Origin of the sequence: Devosia sp. ZW T5_3 (assembly GCF_044987315.1) — a bacterium.
Lineage (GTDB): Bacteria > Pseudomonadota > Alphaproteobacteria > Rhizobiales > Devosiaceae > Devosia.
Genome location: NZ_JBJDRE010000022.1, coordinates 45664 through 62136, shown reverse-complemented (window position 1 = coordinate 62136; position 16473 = coordinate 45664). Strand labels below are relative to the sequence as shown.

Annotated in this window: 19 protein-coding genes; 13 read left to right on the top strand and 6 right to left on the bottom strand. The window is 62.8% G+C overall.

Annotation, left to right across the window (positions count from 1 at the left end):
* Window positions 1–206: 206 nt before the first annotated feature.
* Both ACI3KW_RS21350 and ACI3KW_RS21345 read right to left on the bottom strand, forming a co-directional pair.
* Entirely contained in the window at window positions 207–1130 is a 924-nt protein-coding gene (locus ACI3KW_RS21350; RefSeq protein ID WP_404849755.1) for a DMT family transporter, read from the bottom strand.
* A gap of 90 nt (window positions 1131–1220) precedes the next feature.
* Window positions 1221–1550, bottom strand: a complete 330-nt coding sequence (locus ACI3KW_RS21345; protein WP_113122537.1) for a hypothetical protein — start codon at window positions 1548–1550, stop codon at window positions 1221–1223.
* 225 nt (window positions 1551–1775) lie between these two features.
* On the opposite strand from ACI3KW_RS21345, the gene ACI3KW_RS21340 reads away from it, so the two are divergent.
* From ACI3KW_RS21340 to ACI3KW_RS21310, 7 genes are all read left to right on the top strand, one after another.
* Window positions 1776–2558, top strand: a complete 783-nt coding sequence (locus ACI3KW_RS21340) for an SDR family oxidoreductase (protein ID WP_404849754.1) — start codon at window positions 1776–1778, stop codon at window positions 2556–2558.
* A complete protein-coding gene (gene uvrC / locus ACI3KW_RS21335) occupies window positions 2555–4444 on the top strand; it encodes an excinuclease ABC subunit UvrC (protein ID WP_404849753.1) in 1890 nt (629 codons plus the stop codon). Before ACI3KW_RS21340 ends, uvrC begins: the two co-directional genes overlap by 4 nt.
* Before the next feature lie 99 nt (window positions 4445–4543).
* Entirely contained in the window at window positions 4544–4897 is a 354-nt protein-coding gene (locus tag ACI3KW_RS21330; protein WP_404849752.1) for a YciI family protein, read from the top strand.
* A gap of 245 nt (window positions 4898–5142) precedes the next feature.
* On the top strand, window positions 5143–6216 hold the full coding sequence (locus ACI3KW_RS21325; protein WP_262166451.1) for a 3-deoxy-7-phosphoheptulonate synthase: 1074 nt from the start codon (window positions 5143–5145) through the stop codon (window positions 6214–6216).
* Window positions 6217–6465: 249 nt separating this feature from the next.
* The gene (gene pgsA / locus ACI3KW_RS21320) at window positions 6466–7032 is read left to right on the top strand and encodes a CDP-diacylglycerol--glycerol-3-phosphate 3-phosphatidyltransferase (protein WP_404849751.1); all 567 of its coding nucleotides are present in this window, start codon (window positions 6466–6468) and stop codon (window positions 7030–7032) included.
* Window positions 7029–7280, top strand: coding sequence for a molybdopterin converting factor subunit 1 (moaD, locus tag ACI3KW_RS21315; protein WP_262166448.1), 252 nt, complete (start codon window positions 7029–7031; stop codon window positions 7278–7280). The genes pgsA and moaD overlap by 4 nt, the downstream gene beginning before the upstream one ends.
* 1 nt (window position 7281) lies before the next feature.
* Window positions 7282–7728, top strand: a complete 447-nt coding sequence (locus ACI3KW_RS21310) for a molybdenum cofactor biosynthesis protein MoaE (protein ID WP_404849750.1) — start codon at window positions 7282–7284, stop codon at window positions 7726–7728.
* A 367-nt stretch (window positions 7729–8095) separates the two neighbouring features.
* Here ACI3KW_RS21310 and ACI3KW_RS21305 read toward each other — a convergent pair whose 3' ends face one another.
* Window positions 8096–8986 carry a branched-chain amino acid aminotransferase gene (locus ACI3KW_RS21305; protein ID WP_113123319.1) on the bottom strand — a complete coding sequence of 297 codons (891 nt, stop codon included), beginning with the start codon at window positions 8984–8986 and terminating at the stop codon, window positions 8096–8098.
* Window positions 8987–9125: 139 nt separating this feature from the next.
* Between ACI3KW_RS21305 and ACI3KW_RS21300 the strand changes: the two genes are divergently transcribed.
* The gene (locus ACI3KW_RS21300) at window positions 9126–9644 is read left to right on the top strand and encodes a MarR family winged helix-turn-helix transcriptional regulator (RefSeq protein ID WP_404849749.1); all 519 of its coding nucleotides are present in this window, start codon (window positions 9126–9128) and stop codon (window positions 9642–9644) included.
* A gap of 308 nt (window positions 9645–9952) precedes the next feature.
* On the opposite strand, the gene proC is transcribed toward ACI3KW_RS21300, so the two are convergent.
* The 3 genes from proC to ACI3KW_RS21285 form a co-directional block, all read right to left on the bottom strand.
* Window positions 9953–10771, bottom strand: a complete 819-nt coding sequence (proC, locus tag ACI3KW_RS21295) for a pyrroline-5-carboxylate reductase (RefSeq protein ID WP_404849757.1) — start codon at window positions 10769–10771, stop codon at window positions 9953–9955.
* 2 nt (window positions 10772–10773) lie between these two features.
* Entirely contained in the window at window positions 10774–11274 is a 501-nt protein-coding gene (locus ACI3KW_RS21290; RefSeq protein WP_035103544.1) for a YbjN domain-containing protein, read from the bottom strand.
* A gap of 446 nt (window positions 11275–11720) precedes the next feature.
* Window positions 11721–11975, bottom strand: a complete 255-nt coding sequence (locus tag ACI3KW_RS21285) for an accessory factor UbiK family protein (RefSeq protein ID WP_035103542.1) — start codon at window positions 11973–11975, stop codon at window positions 11721–11723.
* 122 nt (window positions 11976–12097) lie between these two features.
* Between ACI3KW_RS21285 and lgt the strand changes: the two genes are divergently transcribed.
* The 5 genes from lgt to ACI3KW_RS21260 all read left to right on the top strand — a co-directional run bounded on the left by lgt (window position 12098) and on the right by ACI3KW_RS21260 (window position 16433).
* Complete coding sequence (gene lgt / locus ACI3KW_RS21280) at window positions 12098–12922, top strand: prolipoprotein diacylglyceryl transferase (RefSeq protein ID WP_404849748.1); 825 nt, start codon at window positions 12098–12100, stop codon at window positions 12920–12922.
* Window positions 12919–13998: a class I SAM-dependent methyltransferase gene (locus tag ACI3KW_RS21275; RefSeq protein ID WP_404849747.1), complete on the top strand. Its 1080-nt coding sequence runs from the start codon at window positions 12919–12921 to the stop codon at window positions 13996–13998. The genes lgt and ACI3KW_RS21275 overlap by 4 nt, the downstream gene beginning before the upstream one ends.
* Window positions 13995–14762 carry a peptidoglycan editing factor PgeF gene (pgeF, locus tag ACI3KW_RS21270; RefSeq protein WP_404849746.1) on the top strand — a complete coding sequence of 256 codons (768 nt, stop codon included), beginning with the start codon at window positions 13995–13997 and terminating at the stop codon, window positions 14760–14762. Before ACI3KW_RS21275 ends, pgeF begins: the two co-directional genes overlap by 4 nt.
* A 116-nt stretch (window positions 14763–14878) precedes the next feature.
* Window positions 14879–15811, top strand: a complete 933-nt coding sequence (locus ACI3KW_RS21265) for a ribose-phosphate pyrophosphokinase (protein ID WP_404849745.1) — start codon at window positions 14879–14881, stop codon at window positions 15809–15811.
* Window positions 15812–16082: 271 nt separating this feature from the next.
* On the top strand, window positions 16083–16433 hold the full coding sequence (locus tag ACI3KW_RS21260) for a YciI family protein (RefSeq protein ID WP_404849744.1): 351 nt from the start codon (window positions 16083–16085) through the stop codon (window positions 16431–16433).
* Window positions 16434–16473 lie beyond the last annotated feature (40 nt).

Below are 16473 nucleotides of genomic sequence, written 5' to 3'. Positions count from 1 at the left end.
CACCCCACTGGGGTGGTGGCTGGGACCGCCCGCGCCCGCCCCATTGGGGTGGTGGTTGGGATGGCCGCCCGCCGCGTCCGCAGCCCATCTACCCCGGTAATCCGGGTGGCGGCAGCGTCTGCTTCAACGGCCCCAACGGCTATGTCTGCATGGGCAACTAGCCCAAACCATCAAAACAATAACGCCGCCCTTCGGGGCGGCGTTTCTCATTCATGGCCGGGCAAGCTCGCCTCGGCCGGCACGGCCACCTTGCGCATCCGCTCCCGCGCCATCACCACCAGCCCCGCCACCACGATGATGGCCGCGCCGATCAGCGAAATACCATCGATCCAGTGCCCAAAAACGACGGCGCTGAGCAGGATGGCCCAAGGCAGCGAGAAATAATTGAACGGCTGGATAACACTGGCCGGCGCCATGGACAGCGCGAACACCATCAACCCGTGGCCCACACAGGTTGTCACCATGATGATGCAGACCAGCAGCACATCCATCCAGCCCATATTATGCCAGAAGAACACGCCCACCGCGCTCGACAACACCAGCCCCACCACGCCCGTATAAGCCATGCTGGTCGCCGCGCTGTCATAGCGGCTGACCTTGCGGGTAATCACCAGGTAAAGCGCGTAAAGCACCGACGACAAAATGGCAAAAGCCACGCCCCAATCGAGCGGCAGCCCGCCCGGCCGCACGATCACCATGGCGCCGGCAAACCCGACCAGCACGGCGACGAAGCGAAACACGCCGACTTTCTCACCCAGCAGCGGAATGGCAAACAGTGTCACCAGCAACGGATAGACCAGCGAAATGGCCTGCAATTCGCCCAGCGGCACGCTTTGCAGCGCCCGCGCAAAACACCAGATTTCGATGATCAGCAGCGAGCCGCGCAACACCTGCAATGCTGGCACTCTCGAACTCAGCGCCTGCCGCAGCGGCGCTTGGCGCATCACTAGCACCAGTGAAAAGGCGGCAAAGCCCCAATAGCGCATCATGGTGATCTGAAAGGTCGAATATTCCTGCACCAGGATTTTGGAAATCGCGTCCTGCGCACCGAATACGGCAATGGTCACGAGGGTGAGGAAAATGGCGCGGCCGACGAGATCGCTGCGCCCGTCAAGGGCAGTAACGGACATGAATGGGATCGCTGACGGTAATTTGGATTGCCTGAGCAACCTGAGTTGCGCTCCGACTCGCTGGCCGGAGCGCAAGCACTATCGAATTGCTTAGCTCTTGGCAGTAGCCGATTTGACCATGCCGGCAATGGCGGTCAGGATGCCGCCGCCGACCAGGCCCGTTGCGCCCTGGCCCACCAGGGCACCGATATCGAGCCCGCCTGTCGCGGCCCCGGTCGCTGCCGCGGCGGTCGCCCCGCCAACCAGCCCGCTCAGCCCCGGAATGAGGCTTGCAAGCCAGGTGCCGGCCACACCACCGACCGCGCCGGCAATGGTATTGCCGGTCGGTCCGAGATTGAGGCTTTTGACGATCTGGCCGATCACATTGCCGCCGGCCCCACCGGCGATCAGTTGCACGAGAATAGGTACGATGACTTCCATAGTGTCCCTCTCCTAAACGCCGTGCGAGCCCTCCGCCCCACGGACAGTCAACAATCTACTGCTGTTCGTTGTGCAACAAAAGGACAAGCATACTGTCTAATTCTGTCAGTATGACTGCGCGATTAGAGCCAACCAATATTAGCGCTTTCCCCCTCTGTACGCGGAGATTGATGTGCCCGCCCAAAGCGGCCTATGGTCCCCCAAAAGCACCGAATCCGGCCCCCAATGAGCAATTTCACGCCCCCATCGCCGCATATCCCCGTTGCCCTGGTCACCGGCGCGGGCGAACGCATTGGCGCCGCCATCGCCCTGGCCCTGGCGCAGTCCGGCTATGCCGTCATCGCTCATTATCGGCGCAATGCCGATGGCGCCCAGCGAGTCGTCGCGCAAATCGAGTCGGGGGGCGGGCGGGCTATGGCCATTCAGGCCGATCTGGCCGATCGCAGCCAGCGCGCCCATCTGGTGGCGGACGCCGCCCGCCCGTTCGGCCCGCTGACCACGCTGATCAACAATGCCTCGATCTACGAGCGCGACAGCGCCCGCGACCTTGACGAGGCGCTGTGGGATGCCCATTTCGCCATTCATGCCGAGGCGCCCGCCTTCCTGTCGCGCGATTTCGCCGCGCAACTGGCCGCAGGCGTATCCGGCAATATCATCAACATCATCGATGAACGCGTGCTCGATCTCTCCCCCGCCTATTTCAGCTACACCCTCAGCAAATCGGTGCTCTGGACCATGACGCGCACCCTGGCCCAGTCCTTGGCGCCCGCTATCCGCGTCAATGCCGTGGCGCCCGGCCCCGCCGTCGCCCCGCCCGCCATTCCCCAGGACAAGTTCGACCAGCGCCGCGCCGAACTGCCCCTGCAAACGGCTGCCGATGCCAATGGCATTGCCCAGGGCGTCATCGCCATTCTGGGTCTGGCCAGCATGACCGGGCAGATGCTTGCCCTCGATGGCGGCGAACACCTCGAATTTCCGGCCCATCGCCGGCCGACCCCACGATCATGACCGACGACATCGCCACCACGCCCCCACCCAGCGGCCACGAAGTCATCCGCGCTTTCGTGCGCACCCTGCCCGCCGCCCCCGGCGTCTACCGCATGCTCGATGCGGAAGGCGAGGTCATGTATGTGGGCAAGGCCCGCAACCTCAAGGCTCGCGTCACCAATTACACCCGGCCCGAAGCGCTCGAAGTGCGTCTGCAGCGCATGATCGCTTCCACCGTGACCATGGAATTCGTGCGCACCGAAACCGAGTCCGAAGCGCTGCTGCTCGAAGCCAATATGATCAAGCGGCTCAAGCCGCGCTTCAACGTCTTGCTGCGCGACGACAAGAGCTTCCCCTATATCCTGATCGCCACCGATCACGAGGCGCCCGAGCTGACCAAGCATCGCGGCACCCGCCGCCGCAAGGGCCATTATTTCGGCCCCTTCGCCTCGGCCACCGCCGTCGGCCGCACCATAGCCAGCCTGCAAAAAGCCTTCCTGCTGCGCAATTGCTCGGACAGCTTCTACACCGCCCGCACCCGCCCGTGCCTGCAATTCCAGATCAAGCGTTGCGCGGCCCCCTGCACCCGCGAAATCAGCCTTGAAGGTTATGGCGAGCTGGTCGAAGACGCCCGCCAATTCCTCTCCGGCAAGTCCAGCGCCGTGCGCAACCACCTGCAGGCCGACATGAACCAGGCCGCCGAACAGCTCGATTTCGAGCGCGCCGCCCTGATCCGCGACCGCCTATCCGCCCTCGCCTTGATCCAGAGCCAGGGCGACGGCACCGCCAAGACCGTCGAGGAAGCCGACGTCTTCGCCATCCATCACGAAGGCGGCCAATTCTGCGTGCAGGTCTTCTTCTTCCGCGCCTTCCAGAACTGGGGCAATTACCCCTATCGCCCCCGCGCTGACGCCAGCCTTTCCGACGCCGAAGTGCTCGAAGCCTTTATCGGCCAGTTCTATGAAAACCGCACCCCCGCCCGCCTCGTGCTGATCAGCCACGAGCTAGCCGAGCCCGCCGTCATGGAAGAAGCGCTTTCCACCCGCGCCGGCCGCCGGGTCTATATCGAACAACCCAAGCGCGGCGAAAAGCGCGACCTGGTCAATCACGCCCTCAACAATGCCCGCGAAGCTTTGGGCCGCCAGCTCGCCGAAGGCGCCACCAACCGCACCCTGCTTGAAGGCGTCGCCAATTGCTTCGGCCTCGACGAGCCACCCCGCCGCATCGAAATCTACGACAATTCCCACATCTCGGGCACCAATGCGATCGGCGCCATGGTCGTGGCCGGCGAGGAAGGCTTTTCCAAAAAGCACTACCGCACCTTCAACATCAAATCCGACATCGCCGCTGGCGACGATTTCGGCATGATGCGCGAAGTGCTGACCCGCCGCTTCACCCGCCTCGCCAACGAAAGCGACGCCGAAGCCGACGAGGTCGAAGATAGCGGCATGCCCGACTGGCCCGATGTCGTCTTCATTGATGGCGGCGCCGGCCAGCTCAATGCCGTGCGCGAGGTGATCGCCCAGCTCAACCTGCCCAAGGACGTGACCTTTATCGGCATCGCCAAGGGCGAGGAACGCGATGCCGGCCGCGAAAAATTCTTCATGGAAGGCCGCGAAGCCTTCATGCTCCCCCATCGCGACCCGGTCCTCTACTACGTCCAGCGCCTGCGTGACGAAGCCCACCGCTTCGCCATCGGCACCCACCGCGCCAAGCGCAGCAAGGCCCAGATCAAGAACCCGCTCGACGAAATCGAAGGCATCGGCCCCACCCGCAAACGCGCCCTCCTCAACCATTTCGGCTCCGCCAAAGCCGTCGGCCGCGCCAGCCTCCTCGATCTCGAAGCCGTCCCCGGCATTTCCAACGCCATGGCCCAGCTGATCTACGATCACTTCAATCGCGGATAACCTGCGTTCCGAACGCAGAAATACATATCGGCGTGGCAGCAGGCTGTCGAAACCGGCCGCCGTCATTCGTCGCAACGATGAACGCACCGGAGAAGACCTATGAAGTTCATCACCTTCGTCCACACTACCAATGCCGCCGAAGCCGGCCCACCACCGCCCGCCTTGATGCAGGCGATCATCGCGCTGGGCATGGAGGCCGGTGCCGCCTTGGTGGAAACCGGCGGCATGTCCGATACCGCCACCGTGAAGGTCCGCCGCGGCCAGCTCATCACCGACGGTCCCTTCGCCGAAACCAAGGAACTCATCGGCGGCTACGCCATCTACGATCTGCCCACCGAGGCCCAGATCGTCTCTTGGGCCCAGCGCTTCGCCGACCTTCACCGCCAGCATTGGCCCCAATGGGAAGGCGAAATCACCATCCAGCAACTGCATGGCTTCGACATGCCAGGGTGAACCCCGAACATCTTCTCATCCCAAAGTCAGAGTCGACAAACCCCAAAACCCGAGCTACATCTCCTCCCATGATCTCCGTCGCAACCATCTCGTTTTGGTATTTTAGCTATCCGCTCCCGGCGGAGGCTATTGTGCGCTTGATCTGATCTCACCAAGAGACGACCAAACCCGAAGCCAGCCGCCCGACCCACGAGGCGGCTTTTTTGTTGGCCGCTGTCGAGCAAGACACACCGAGGAACCGACAAATGCTCAAGACCACCGATGATCTGCGGATCAATTCCATCACCGAGCTGACCACCCCAATCGAGGTGATGCGCCAGCATCCGCGCACCGACGCGGCCACCCGCACCGTCATTAGCGCCCGCCATGATCTGCATAATATTCTGGCCGGCCAGGACGATCGTCTCGCCGTCGTGGTTGGCCCCTGCTCGATCCACGACACCCAGGCCGCCATGGATTACGCGCAGCGACTCGTGGCGCTGCGCGAAACCCTTGGCGACCGGCTTGAGATCATCATGCGTGTCTACTTTGAAAAGCCCCGCACCACCGTGGGTTGGAAGGGCTTGATCAACGACCCCAATCTAGACGGCACTTTCGACATCGACACCGGGCTGCACACCGCGCGCGCCCTGCTGCTCGACATCAACAACCTCGGCCTGCCTGCCGCCTGCGAATTCCTCGACATGACGACGCCCCAATACATTGCGGATCTCGTCAGCTGGGCCGCTATCGGCGCCCGCACCACCGAAAGCCAGATTCATCGCGAGCTGGCCTCGGGCCTGTCCTGCCCGGTCGGCTTCAAGAATGGCACGGATGGCAATCTGCAGATCGCCCTCGACGCGGTCAAATCCGCCAGCCAGCCGCACCATTTCATGGCCGTGACCAAAACTGGCCGCTCCGCCATCGCCTCGACCACCGGCAATGAGGATTGCCACGTCATCCTGCGCGGCGGCAAGGTGCCGAACTACGACGCCGCCAATGTCGAGGCATCAGCCAAGGCCGCCGCCAAAGCCGGTGTGCCCGCCACCATCATGATCGACGCCAGCCACGCCAATTCGTCCAAAAAGCCGGAAAACCAGCCCCTGGTCCTGGCCGATATCGGCCATCAGCTCGCCGCCGGCGACCGCCGCATCATCGGCGTCATGATCGAGAGCAACCTCGTCGCCGGCCGCCAGGACCTCGTCCCCGGCCAGCCACTGACCTACGGCCAGTCCATCACCGATGGCTGCATCGATTGGGACACCACGGTCACAGCGCTGCAAGCATTGGCCGAGTCGGTAACCCAGCGCCGCGCCGCGACCAATCAGGCGGTCGCATAATATCGCAGTCGACACCCTCCCCCTCGCAGGGAGGGATCAAGGGAGGGGGCGGAGGCCCGAATATCGGGGCTCTCGATACCCCCACCTAACCTCCCCCTGATAGGGGGAGGAACCGCTCAGTGGCTTAAACTCAATCCAGCCCCAAACGCGGAAAGGTCCCTCCCCCTATCAGGGGGAGGCCAGGAGGGGGTACTCCGATGCCCGTCAAACCATCTTGACCCCCTCGCCCCCATCCTGTTCTGTCCCCCCATGGCCAGAAACCCGCTCCTGCTCGTCCCCAATCTGATCACCATCGCGCGCATTCTCGCGATCATCCCCATTGTCGCCCTGGTGATGGAAGGCAGCACCGCGCTGCGCGTCGTCGCGCTGGTGCTCTACATCCTCGCCGCCGCCAGCGACTGGCTCGATGGCTATCTGGCCCGCGCCTGGAATCAATATTCCCCCCTCGGCCGCATGCTCGACCCAATCGCCGACAAGCTCCTCGTCGGCATCCTCATCGCCGCGCTCGCCTGGGATGGGAGCCTGTCCGCCCTCGACATGATCCCCGCCATCGCCATCCTGTTCCGTGAATTCTTCATTCCCGGCCTGCGCGAATTCCTGGGCAATGCCGCAGTGGTCCTGCCGGTCAGCAAGCTCGCCAAGTGGAAAACCACGATCCAATTGGTCGCGCTCGCCATCGTGCTGCTCGAACGCGTCGTTCCCGGCCTCGGCCTCGTCAGTGACATCGCGCTCTGGGCCGCCGGCATCCTGACCCTGTGGACCGGCTGGCAATATCTGCTCGCCAGCTGGCCGCATCTGTCGGGCGACGCCAAATGAAAATCCTCTATTTCGCCTGGCTGCGCGAACGCCTCAACAAGGGCGAGGAAGACGTCACCCTGCCGCCCGAAGTCGCCACCATCGCCAACCTGCTCGATTGGCTGGCCGACCGCGACGAAGCCGCCGCCCTGGCCCTTGAAAAACGCAGCCTGATCAAAGCCGCCATCAACGCCAAGCTGGTGCAGCACGACGCTTCCCTCGCCGGCGCCCACACCGTGGCCCTCTTCCCCCCCATGACCGGCGGCTGACATGGATATCCGCGTCACCCAAACCCCGTTCGATCCCGGCGCCGAAACCAACGCCTTCATCGCCCGCCGTGCCGCCGCCGGCGCCGCCGTGACCTTTACCGGCCTCGTCCGCTCCCTGCCCGGCGACCCGATCGTCTCATTGACGCTCGACTGCTATCCCGAACTCGCCATCAACCAGCTGACCGACCTGGCCACCACGGCCATCGAGCGCTTCAACCTGGCCGACGCCACCATCATCCACCGCTACGGCCCTATGCGGCCCGGCGAGCCGATCGTGCAGGTCATGACCCTCTCGGCCCACCGCCAACCCGCCTTCGACGCCGCCCAGTTGATAATGGATCACCTCAAAACCGACGCCCCCTTCTGGAAGAAAGAGCAAACGGCCAAGGGCGAGCACTGGGTGGAAGCCAAATCCGCCGACGATAAAGCCAAGGCGCGGTGGGAGTAGTTCGGCCAGTCCGGACCTGCCCCAATCCTCTTCCACCCACCGTGTCATTCCGGCGGAGGCCGGAATCCATGCTGAAGGCTATCCACCCATCCCATGTGAGGAGAGAGCACAGCATGGATCCCGGCCTCCGCCGGGATGACTCCGTGCAGGTGAGATCTCTCGGACCCTCCCCCAATTCCGCACCACCCACCGTTCTCCCTCGGGCTCGACCCGAGGGCCACTCTCAACCCTGCACAAGCGACGAGTGACCCTCGGGTCGAGCCCGAGGGAAAGCGGTGATGGTTTTGATCTCCAGGGCCACCCCCACCAAAAACAAAAAAGGCCGGGCTTCCACCCGGCCTCTCCAAATCTCAATAATGCGAAGAAACTACTCCGCCGCTGCCCGCTTCGGCTGAACCTCAGCCGAATAGGCATCAATCAGCGTCCGGCAAGCCTCGCCCGGCGTAAACTTGAATTCCCCGATCTCGCTGACCGGCGTCACTTCCGCAGCCGTGCCGGTGAGGAAGCATTCGTCGAACTGGCTCAGCTCTTCCGGCATGATGTGCCGCTCGGTCACGGTAAAGCCATTGCGCTTGGCCAGATCGATCAACGTCTGCCGCGTGATGCCGTTGAGGAAGCAATCGGGCGTTGGCGTGGTGATCTCTTTGCCCTTGATGAAGAACACATTGGCGCCCGTGGCCTCAGCCACATAGCCGCGATAGTCCAGCATCAGCGCATCGGCATAGCCATTGGCCATGGCCGCGTCCTTGGAGAGCGTGCAGATCATATAAAGACCCGCAGCCTTGGCCGAGGACGGAATGGTTTCCGGCGACGGGCGTTTCCACTTGCTCCATTCGAGGCGAATACCCCTAAGCTTTTCCTCAACCGAGAAATAGCTCGGCCACACCCAGGCTGCGATCGCCAGATGCACTGTATTGTTTCGGGCCGGAACGCTCAGCTCTTCCGAGCCGCGCCAGGCGACGGGACGAATATAGGCATCAACCAGGCCGTTCTTTTCCAGAACCTGCCGCTTGGCTTCCTCGATCTGCTCGACCGACCAGGGAATGGTGAAATCCAGCGTCTTGCCCGAACGGATCAGCCGTTCGGTATGCTCACGCGACTTGAAGATTTCGCCGCCATAGGCGCGCTCGCCCTCGAACACCGAGCTGGCATAATGCAGCCCGTGCGTCAGCACGTGAATCTTTGCGTCCTTCCAGGGTTTGAACTCGCCGTCAAACCAGATCCAGCCTTCACGCTGGTCCATTGGCACGCCTGCCATGATCCTCTCCCGCATCCATTGATTGTGCGTCGACCACAACGGTCTGGCGCTTTTGGCGTCGATCATGCCCCAGGCCCAAGCCCTTGGCAAACCACAAAGGCTTTGGGATAAGACTGATTGGCGTCCTGATGGAAACACAATGGCAGCAGACCAAAAAAATGTCAACATAGCTGACATAAATTTCGCCGAAATCGATCGCGATGCGCTCCCGCTCGATATTATGGGGCTGTTTTTCTTTGCCTATCGGGATTTTACCGGCGATGCCGATGCCCTGCTCGAACGCCAGGGCTTTGGCCGGGCTCATCATCGGGTGCTGTATTTCGTCAATCTGCGCCCCGGCATGCCGGTGGCCGATCTGCTCGATATCCTCAAGATCACCAAGCAGAGTCTGGCCCGCGTGCTCCGCCAATTGATCGACAATGGCTATATCGAACAAAAAACCGGCCATTCCGACCGCCGCCAGCGCCTGCTCTTTGCCACCGACAAAGGCCGCCAGCTCTTTTCCACCCTCTCCGCCTCCCAAGCCAGCCGCATCGACGCCGCCATCGCCGCCCTCCCCCCCGAAGCCGCCCGCATCGTCCGGCGGTTCCTGGTAGGCATGGTCGAGCCGGGGGATCGGACTGTGCTGGACAGATTGAATTTGACGGGCGGATTGTAAGCTAGCCCTAACTCCCAAAGACCTCATGGTGAGCCTGTCGAACCACGAGGTCGAGCGAGTGGAGGAGCGAGTGCCACGACCTCATCCTTCGACAAGCTCAGGATGAGGTCTACTGAGATTGCCGAGAAGTTGCCCCACCCACGGAGCCACCCCTCGCCCCTTGAGGGAGAGGGACCGATCATTCTGCGTTCATCAGAATTGACAGGGTGAGGGATTCTGCGCGCCCATGCCCAGAGACGCAGAAAGAGACCCCTCATCCGCCGCTACGCGGCACCTTCTCCCTCAACGGGAGGAGGTAGGCACCGCGCTCAGGCCTGCCCCAATTCCTCACTCCGCTTCCGCGCCGCCGCAACAGCCCGCGCCATCAACGGCGCCAGGCCATCATCGGCCATCAACACCGCCAAAGCCTCGGCCGTCACCCCCTTGGGCGACGTCACATTCTGCCGCAGCACCGCCGCCGGCGCCGGATCGGCCTCCATCAGCGCCGCGGCGCCAATCACCGTCTGCCGCGCCAATTGCATGGCCAGAACAGGCGACAATCCCTGCTGCTCACCAGCTGTCGCCAGCGCCTCGACCATGTTGAACACGTAAGCCGGCCCCGACCCGGAAACCGCCGTCAGAGCATCGATATCGCCTTCATCGGCCAGCCACACCACCTGCCCGGACGCCCCCAACAGCGCATCCACGCTCGCCTTTTCGGCAGCCGACACATCCGGCGCGGCCACCGCCCCGGTAATCCCCTTGCCGACCTGCGCGGGCGTATTGGGCATGGTGCGCACCACCCGGCCCGTCCCCGTCCCGCGCACCAGCCGGGCAATATCGATGCCCGCGGCAACCGACACAACCAGCGTTTGCGGCCCAACCACCGGCTGCACCTGCTCCATCACCCCGTCGATGACCTGGGGCTTGACCGCCAGCACCAGCACATTGGGCAGAAGCCCACTGGCCTCCGGATAAATCTGCAGATCGTAGTCCCGCGCCAGCGCCTTGGCCGCTTCGCTTGGCGAGGGCGCAATCAGAATAAGGTTGTTCTCGGGCAATCCGGCAGCCAACCAGCTCTTGGCCATGGCCAGGCCCATCTTGCCGGCCCCAACCAGCATGACCGGGCCGATATCGCGCAACGACACGGTCACGCCTCGCCGACCGTTTCAAACATCACATGGGTCAGCGCATCGGCGGCCGTCTTGCCGGCCCACACCACAAACTGGAAGGCCTGGTAATAGAGATCGCAGCTATCGGTGGCCGAGCGCAGCAGCGCCTCGCATTGCTGCGGCGACACTTCAGCGCCCCCGGTCAGCAGGTGCGAATTGCGGAACAGCACCACGCCTTCCTTGTTCCAGATATCGAAATGGCCGATCCACAGCTGCTCATTGATCAGCGAAATAAGTTGCTTGATTTCGTTGCGCCGCCCCTCGGGCACCTTCAGATCGAACGCGCAGGCGATGTGCAGCGATTCCAGGTCTTCCATCCAGTTGAACGAGACATGGTAATCGCTCCAGCCGCCCCGCACCGAGATCGAAATCTCGTCGGCGTCCTGGCGTTCGAAACTCCAGTCGTTGATCGAAGCGATGTGCTCGATAATGTCCACCGGGTGGACGACGCGATCCGGCTCGACTTGAAGGAGTGACATTGACGATTCTCGTCCTGGCAACGCGTGTGTTCGAGGCATGCGACCCGCGACGGGCCGACACAATTTCGGGTACTCAAGGAACTGGCCGCACGCACTAGGCTTACGAATCGTCCTGATGAATTGACCCTACACCGCCCCACTGATTCAGGGGACGCGCGGCAGCAGGAGGACGGCAATCTCTTGTGGATGATCGGCCCGTCAACGTTAACAGTCCGTTAACAAAATCCCGCTTTTGCGCAGGAAAAGCGCCCCGAAACGGGGCAGTTTGTTGAGGGATGGAACGCAGCCAAAATGCTCGTTGGCGGACCAGCGGACGGCACCATGGCCCCACCCCACAATGTCATTCCCGCGAAAGCGGGAACCTCTGTTTACCGGACTCTCCAACCAAACGGAGGTTCCCGCTTTCGCGGGAATGACACCGTGGTTAGAAATGCGATGGGAGAAAATCAGGCCTTGGCAGCCTTGCCGCCCTTGAGCGCCGCCAATTCCTTGCGCAGCGCATCGATCTCTTCGCCCTGCACCTGAACCAGTTCGCGCAGCGCATCGAAATCCTCGCGCTTGACCAGGTCCATATCGGCCACGAAACGCTGGGCCTGCGACTTCACGGCGGTCTCCACTTCCCGCCGAACGCCGTCGGCCACACCGGCCGCTTCGTTCATCACCCGGCCCAAACCGTCGAAAAGCTTGCTGTTCTGGGTCATCGCACACCTATATTGTTGGTCGCCACAGCGGGCACTCTTAGTTGATATCTAGGCCCTTGATCCCGACTTGACCAGAGCGGGCGAAGCGGCAATGGTCCGCCCGATTGCCGCAGGAGCCCCGCTTGCCCTTCCCAAACATCGATCCCATCGCCTTCGCCGTCGGCCCGCTCGCAGTGCGTTGGTATGCGCTGGCCTATCTGTTCGGAACCCTCTTGGGCGCAGCTTATGGCTATCGGCTCCTCGCCAATACCAGGCTCTGGCACAAGGGTGAGCCGCCCTTCAAAGCCCAGGATATCTGGGACTTTGCCTTCTGGACCATGCTGGCCATCGTGCTGGGCGGCCGCATTGGCTATGTGCTGTTTTACAACCTGCCCTTTTATCTGGCCAACCCAGTCCAGATCTTCAACACGCTCGATGGCGGCATGTCCTTCCATGGGGGCATGCTGGGGCTGATGCTGGCAGCCATCGTCTTCACCCGCTCCAAGGGCGGCAATTGGCTGAGTTCGCTTGATCTGATCGCCTCGGTCGCCACCATTGGCCTGCTGCTCGGCCGCATCGCCAATTTCATCAATTCCGAGCTCTATGGCGCCCCCACCACCCTGCCCTGGGGCGTGATTTTCCCCACCGATCCGCTCGGCGTGCCGCGCCATCCCAGCCAGCTTTACGAAGGCGCTCTCGAAGGCATCCTGCTGTTCCTGGTCATCCGCGTCGCCACTCACGTTTTCTACGCCCTGCGCCGCCCGGGCCTCGTCGCCGGTATTTTCGGCATCGGCTACGCCCTCTCCCGCATCGCAGTCGAATTCGTGCGTCTGCCCGATATCCAGATCGGTTATCTCTATGGCGGCTGGCTCACCATGGGCCAGGTGCTCAGCCTGCCCATCCTGGTGGCCGGCATCGGGCTGGTAGTCTACGCCATGACGCGCAAGCAAAGCGGCCTGCGGGCATGACAGAAAACCCAACCCTGCCCGAACTCATCGACATGCAGATCCGCTCCACGGGTCCCATGTCGGTCGCCACCTATATGGGCCTCTGCCTCACCCATCCGCGGCAGGGCTATTACAAGGGCGCCGATCCGCTCGGGGCCAAGGGCGATTTCGTCACCGCCCCCGAAATATCCCAGATGTTCGGCGAATTGGTTGGCTTTTTCTTCGCCAATATCTTCCAGCAAATGGGCTCGCCCAAAGCCTTCACCCTGCTCGAACTCGGCCCCGGCCGCGGCACGCTGATGGCCGATATGCTGCGCGTCGCCTGCCGCGTCGAAGGCTTCCGCGATGCGCTCGACCTGCGCCTCTTTGAAACCAATCCCTCCCTCATTGCCGAGCAGCATGCCCGCCTCGAGCCCTATGATCCCAAATGGATCGACGGCTTTGACAAGGTCGGTGATGGCCCCCTCCTCGTCGTCGCCAACGAATTCTTCGATGCCCTGCCCATCCGCCAATTCGTGCGCGGCACCGAGGGCTGGCACGAGCGCATGGTGGGCCTGGTCGATGGCAAGCGCGCCTTTGGCCTCTCGCCCACACCCATCCCGCAATCGGCCATGCCCGACGCCATTGCCGATGCCGAGCCCAATGCGGTCTTCGAAGTCGGCCTCGCCGCCGGCGAAGTCACCGCCCGCCTCGCTCGCACCATCTCGGCCCAGGGCGGCGTGCTGCTGGCGATCGACTATGGCTATGGCACCACCCAGACCGGGGAAACCCTGCAGGGCGTGCGCCGCCACGCCTATGACGATGTCCTCGCCTCTCCCGGCGAGACTGACCTCTCCGCCCATGTCGATTTCGAGGCCGTCGGCAATGTCGCTGCCAAGGCGGGCCTTGCCGTCCATCCGCTACTGGGCCAAGGCCAGTTCCTCACCCGCCTGGGCATCAATGACCGCGCCAAGGCGCTCAGCGCCGCCAATCCGGGCTCGGCCGCGGATATCGCCAGCGCCAAGGGCCGCCTTATCGCCCCCGACCAGATGGGTGAATTGTTCAAGGCCTTCTGCGCCGCCAGCCCCGGCCTCATGCCACCCGGATTTACCCAATGAACGTGCCCCATGAGCAAAGCGCCGGCCTGATCGCCATACCGGCCGTGCGCCACGCCTTCTTCGGCCGCCAGGGCGGGCTCTCCACAGGCATCTTTGCCGGCCTCAACGTCTCCGACACCGGCGGCGATGATCCGGTCATCGTGGCCGATAATCGCAAGATGGTCGCGGCAACGCTCGGCTTTGAGCCCCACCAATTGGCCCTGCTCAAGCAGGTTCATTCCAATGCCGTCATCACGCTAACTGGCCCCCATACCGGTCCGCGCGTCGAGGCCGACGCCATGGTCACCGCCCGCCCCGGCGTCGCCCTGGGCATCCTGACCGCCGACTGCACCCCAATCCTTTTCGCCGATCCAGAAGCCGGCATTATCGGGGCAGCCCACGCCGGCTGGCGCGGCGCCATCGACGGCATCATCGGCAACACCATCGCAGCTATAGTGGCACTGGGCGCCAATCCCGCCCGCATCATCGCCGCCATCGGCCCTACCGTCTCTGCGCCCAATTACGAAGTCGGCCCGCAATTCATGGCCGATTTCCTCGCCCTCCACCCCGGCGGCAAGGACTATTTCACCACGCCCCCGGGCGGCCGCGAACACTTCAACCTGCCTGCTTTCGTAGCCGACCAGATCGCCGCATCCGGCGTCACCAAAATCGACCGCGTTGGCCTCTGCACCTATGGCAATCCCGAACGCTATTTCTCCCACCGCTACGCTACCCATCACGGCACCACGACGGGTCGCCAGATCGCCGTCATCGCCCTGACGTGAATCTTATTTAGCTATCATCCATTTGTTGCGTTGCGAGTCTGGTTGGGACTCGCTAAAGCTGCCCGCGAAACTGGAAACGCCCGCTTTACGGGCGCTGTTGAGACAGGATCGCACCCATGAAGCTGGTGACCGGCAACTCCAATCGTGCCCTCGCTCAAGCCGTCGCCAGCTATCTCGAACTTCCCCTCACCGATTGCACGGTCAAGCGCTTCGCCGACAACGAGATCTATGTCGAAGTGCATGAAAATGTGCGCGGCGAGGATGTGTTCATCCTGCAGTCGACCAGCTTTCCGGCCAATGACAATCTGATGGAGCTGCTGATCCTCACCGATGCGCTGCGCCGCTCCTCGGCCCGCCGCATCACCGCTGTGCTGCCCTATTTCGGCTATGCGCGGCAAGATCGTAAATCGGCGTCCCGCACGCCGATTTCAGCCAAGCTGGTTGCCAACCTCATCACCGAGGCCGGCGTCAACCGCGTCATCACGCTCGATCTGCACGCCGCCCAGATTCAGGGCTTCTTCGATATCCCCACCGACAATCTCTATGGCGCGCCGGTCATGGTTCGCGACATCCAGGAGAATTATGGCTCGGGCAATGTCATGATCGTGTCGCCCGACGTTGGCGGGGTGGCCCGCGCCCGCGCCATCGCCCAGCGCATCGGGGCAGATCTGGCCATCGTCGACAAGCGCCGCCCCCGTGCCGGCGTCTCCGAAGTCATGAACATTATCGGCGATGTCTCTGGCCAGACGTGTCTGCTGATCGACGATATCGTCGACTCGGGCGGCACCCTCGTCAATGCTGCCGAGGCCCTGCTCAAGGCTGGCGCCAAGGAAGTCTCTGCCTACATCACCCATGGCGTGCTCTCCAACGGCGCCGCCGAGCGCATCGCCACCTCCAAGCTCAAGGAATTGGTGATCACCGACTCGATCGAAGAGACCGACCTGATCAAGAAAGCCGCCAATATCCGCCGCCTCACCATCGCCCCCCTGATCGGGGAAGCCATCGCCCGCACCGCCAGCGAGCAATCGGTGTCGAGCCTGCTGGACTGATCCTCTGCCACGACCTCGTCCTTCGACAAGCTCAGGATGAGGTCTACGGGGCATTCAGCGCTCTAGCAGTAGACCTCATGGTGAGCCTGTCGAACCACGAGGTCGTGGCACTATTTTCCCTCGCCATTCGAGCGCAGCTCTCATGGCCTTCTCGCCTGAATTTCTGCCACCGGCAGAAATTTGCCTTCGGCCGGCTCGAAGTGTCGAAATCTCCCGCCCTCGCGCGACATAGCCATGACGGGCTATATTGCCCGCTGGAAGGAGATGCGTGATGAAGTATTTGCTGATGCTCTATGCCGACGAAAAAGCCGGCGCCGCCATTCCGCCTGAGCAGATGGCCGGTTTCATGGGCAAGATGCATGCCTATCAGGAAGCCCTCGAAAAGGCCGGCGCCTTCGTCGCTACCGCCGGGCTCACCCCAACCTCGGATGCCAAGACCATCAAGCTCGACGCTGGGCAACTCAAGGTGCATGACGGCCCCTATGCCGACACCCGCGAGCAATTCGGCGGCTATTACATTATCGAGGCGCCCGATATGAATCGTGCCGTGGAACTGGCCGCCCAATGCCCCGCCGCCACCTGGGGATCGATTGAAATCCGGCCATTCCACCCCAATCGATAATTTTTCTACGCCAAGAGTCGAAACCCGTCTTTCCCCTTCG

What these genes read in the sequence shown, in the direction of transcription:
- ACI3KW_RS21350 (WP_404849755.1), bottom strand. Translation starts at nt 1,130, where the DNA reads ATGTCCGTTACTGCCCTTGACGGGCGCAGCGATCTCGTCGGCCGCGCC.
- ACI3KW_RS21345 (WP_113122537.1), bottom strand. Translation starts at nt 1,550, where the DNA reads ATGGAAGTCATCGTACCTATTCTCGTGCAACTGATCGCCGGTGGGGCC.
- ACI3KW_RS21340 (WP_404849754.1), top strand. Translation starts at nt 1,776, where the DNA reads ATGAGCAATTTCACGCCCCCATCGCCGCATATCCCCGTTGCCCTGGTC.
- uvrC (WP_404849753.1), top strand. Translation starts at nt 2,555, where the DNA reads ATGACCGACGACATCGCCACCACGCCCCCACCCAGCGGCCACGAAGTC.
- ACI3KW_RS21330 (WP_404849752.1), top strand. Translation starts at nt 4,544, where the DNA reads ATGAAGTTCATCACCTTCGTCCACACTACCAATGCCGCCGAAGCCGGC.
- ACI3KW_RS21325 (WP_262166451.1), top strand. Translation starts at nt 5,143, where the DNA reads ATGCTCAAGACCACCGATGATCTGCGGATCAATTCCATCACCGAGCTG.
- pgsA (WP_404849751.1), top strand. Translation starts at nt 6,466, where the DNA reads ATGGCCAGAAACCCGCTCCTGCTCGTCCCCAATCTGATCACCATCGCG.
- moaD (WP_262166448.1), top strand. Translation starts at nt 7,029, where the DNA reads ATGAAAATCCTCTATTTCGCCTGGCTGCGCGAACGCCTCAACAAGGGC.
- ACI3KW_RS21310 (WP_404849750.1), top strand. Translation starts at nt 7,282, where the DNA reads ATGGATATCCGCGTCACCCAAACCCCGTTCGATCCCGGCGCCGAAACC.
- ACI3KW_RS21305 (WP_113123319.1), bottom strand. Translation starts at nt 8,986, where the DNA reads ATGGCAGGCGTGCCAATGGACCAGCGTGAAGGCTGGATCTGGTTTGAC.
- ACI3KW_RS21300 (WP_404849749.1), top strand. Translation starts at nt 9,126, where the DNA reads ATGGCAGCAGACCAAAAAAATGTCAACATAGCTGACATAAATTTCGCC.
- ACI3KW_RS21290 (WP_035103544.1), bottom strand. Translation starts at nt 11,274, where the DNA reads ATGTCACTCCTTCAAGTCGAGCCGGATCGCGTCGTCCACCCGGTGGAC.
- ACI3KW_RS21285 (WP_035103542.1), bottom strand. Translation starts at nt 11,975, where the DNA reads ATGACCCAGAACAGCAAGCTTTTCGACGGTTTGGGCCGGGTGATGAAC.
- ACI3KW_RS21275 (WP_404849747.1), top strand. Translation starts at nt 12,919, where the DNA reads ATGACAGAAAACCCAACCCTGCCCGAACTCATCGACATGCAGATCCGC.
- pgeF (WP_404849746.1), top strand. Translation starts at nt 13,995, where the DNA reads ATGAACGTGCCCCATGAGCAAAGCGCCGGCCTGATCGCCATACCGGCC.
- ACI3KW_RS21265 (WP_404849745.1), top strand. Translation starts at nt 14,879, where the DNA reads ATGAAGCTGGTGACCGGCAACTCCAATCGTGCCCTCGCTCAAGCCGTC.
- ACI3KW_RS21260 (WP_404849744.1), top strand. Translation starts at nt 16,083, where the DNA reads ATGAAGTATTTGCTGATGCTCTATGCCGACGAAAAAGCCGGCGCCGCC.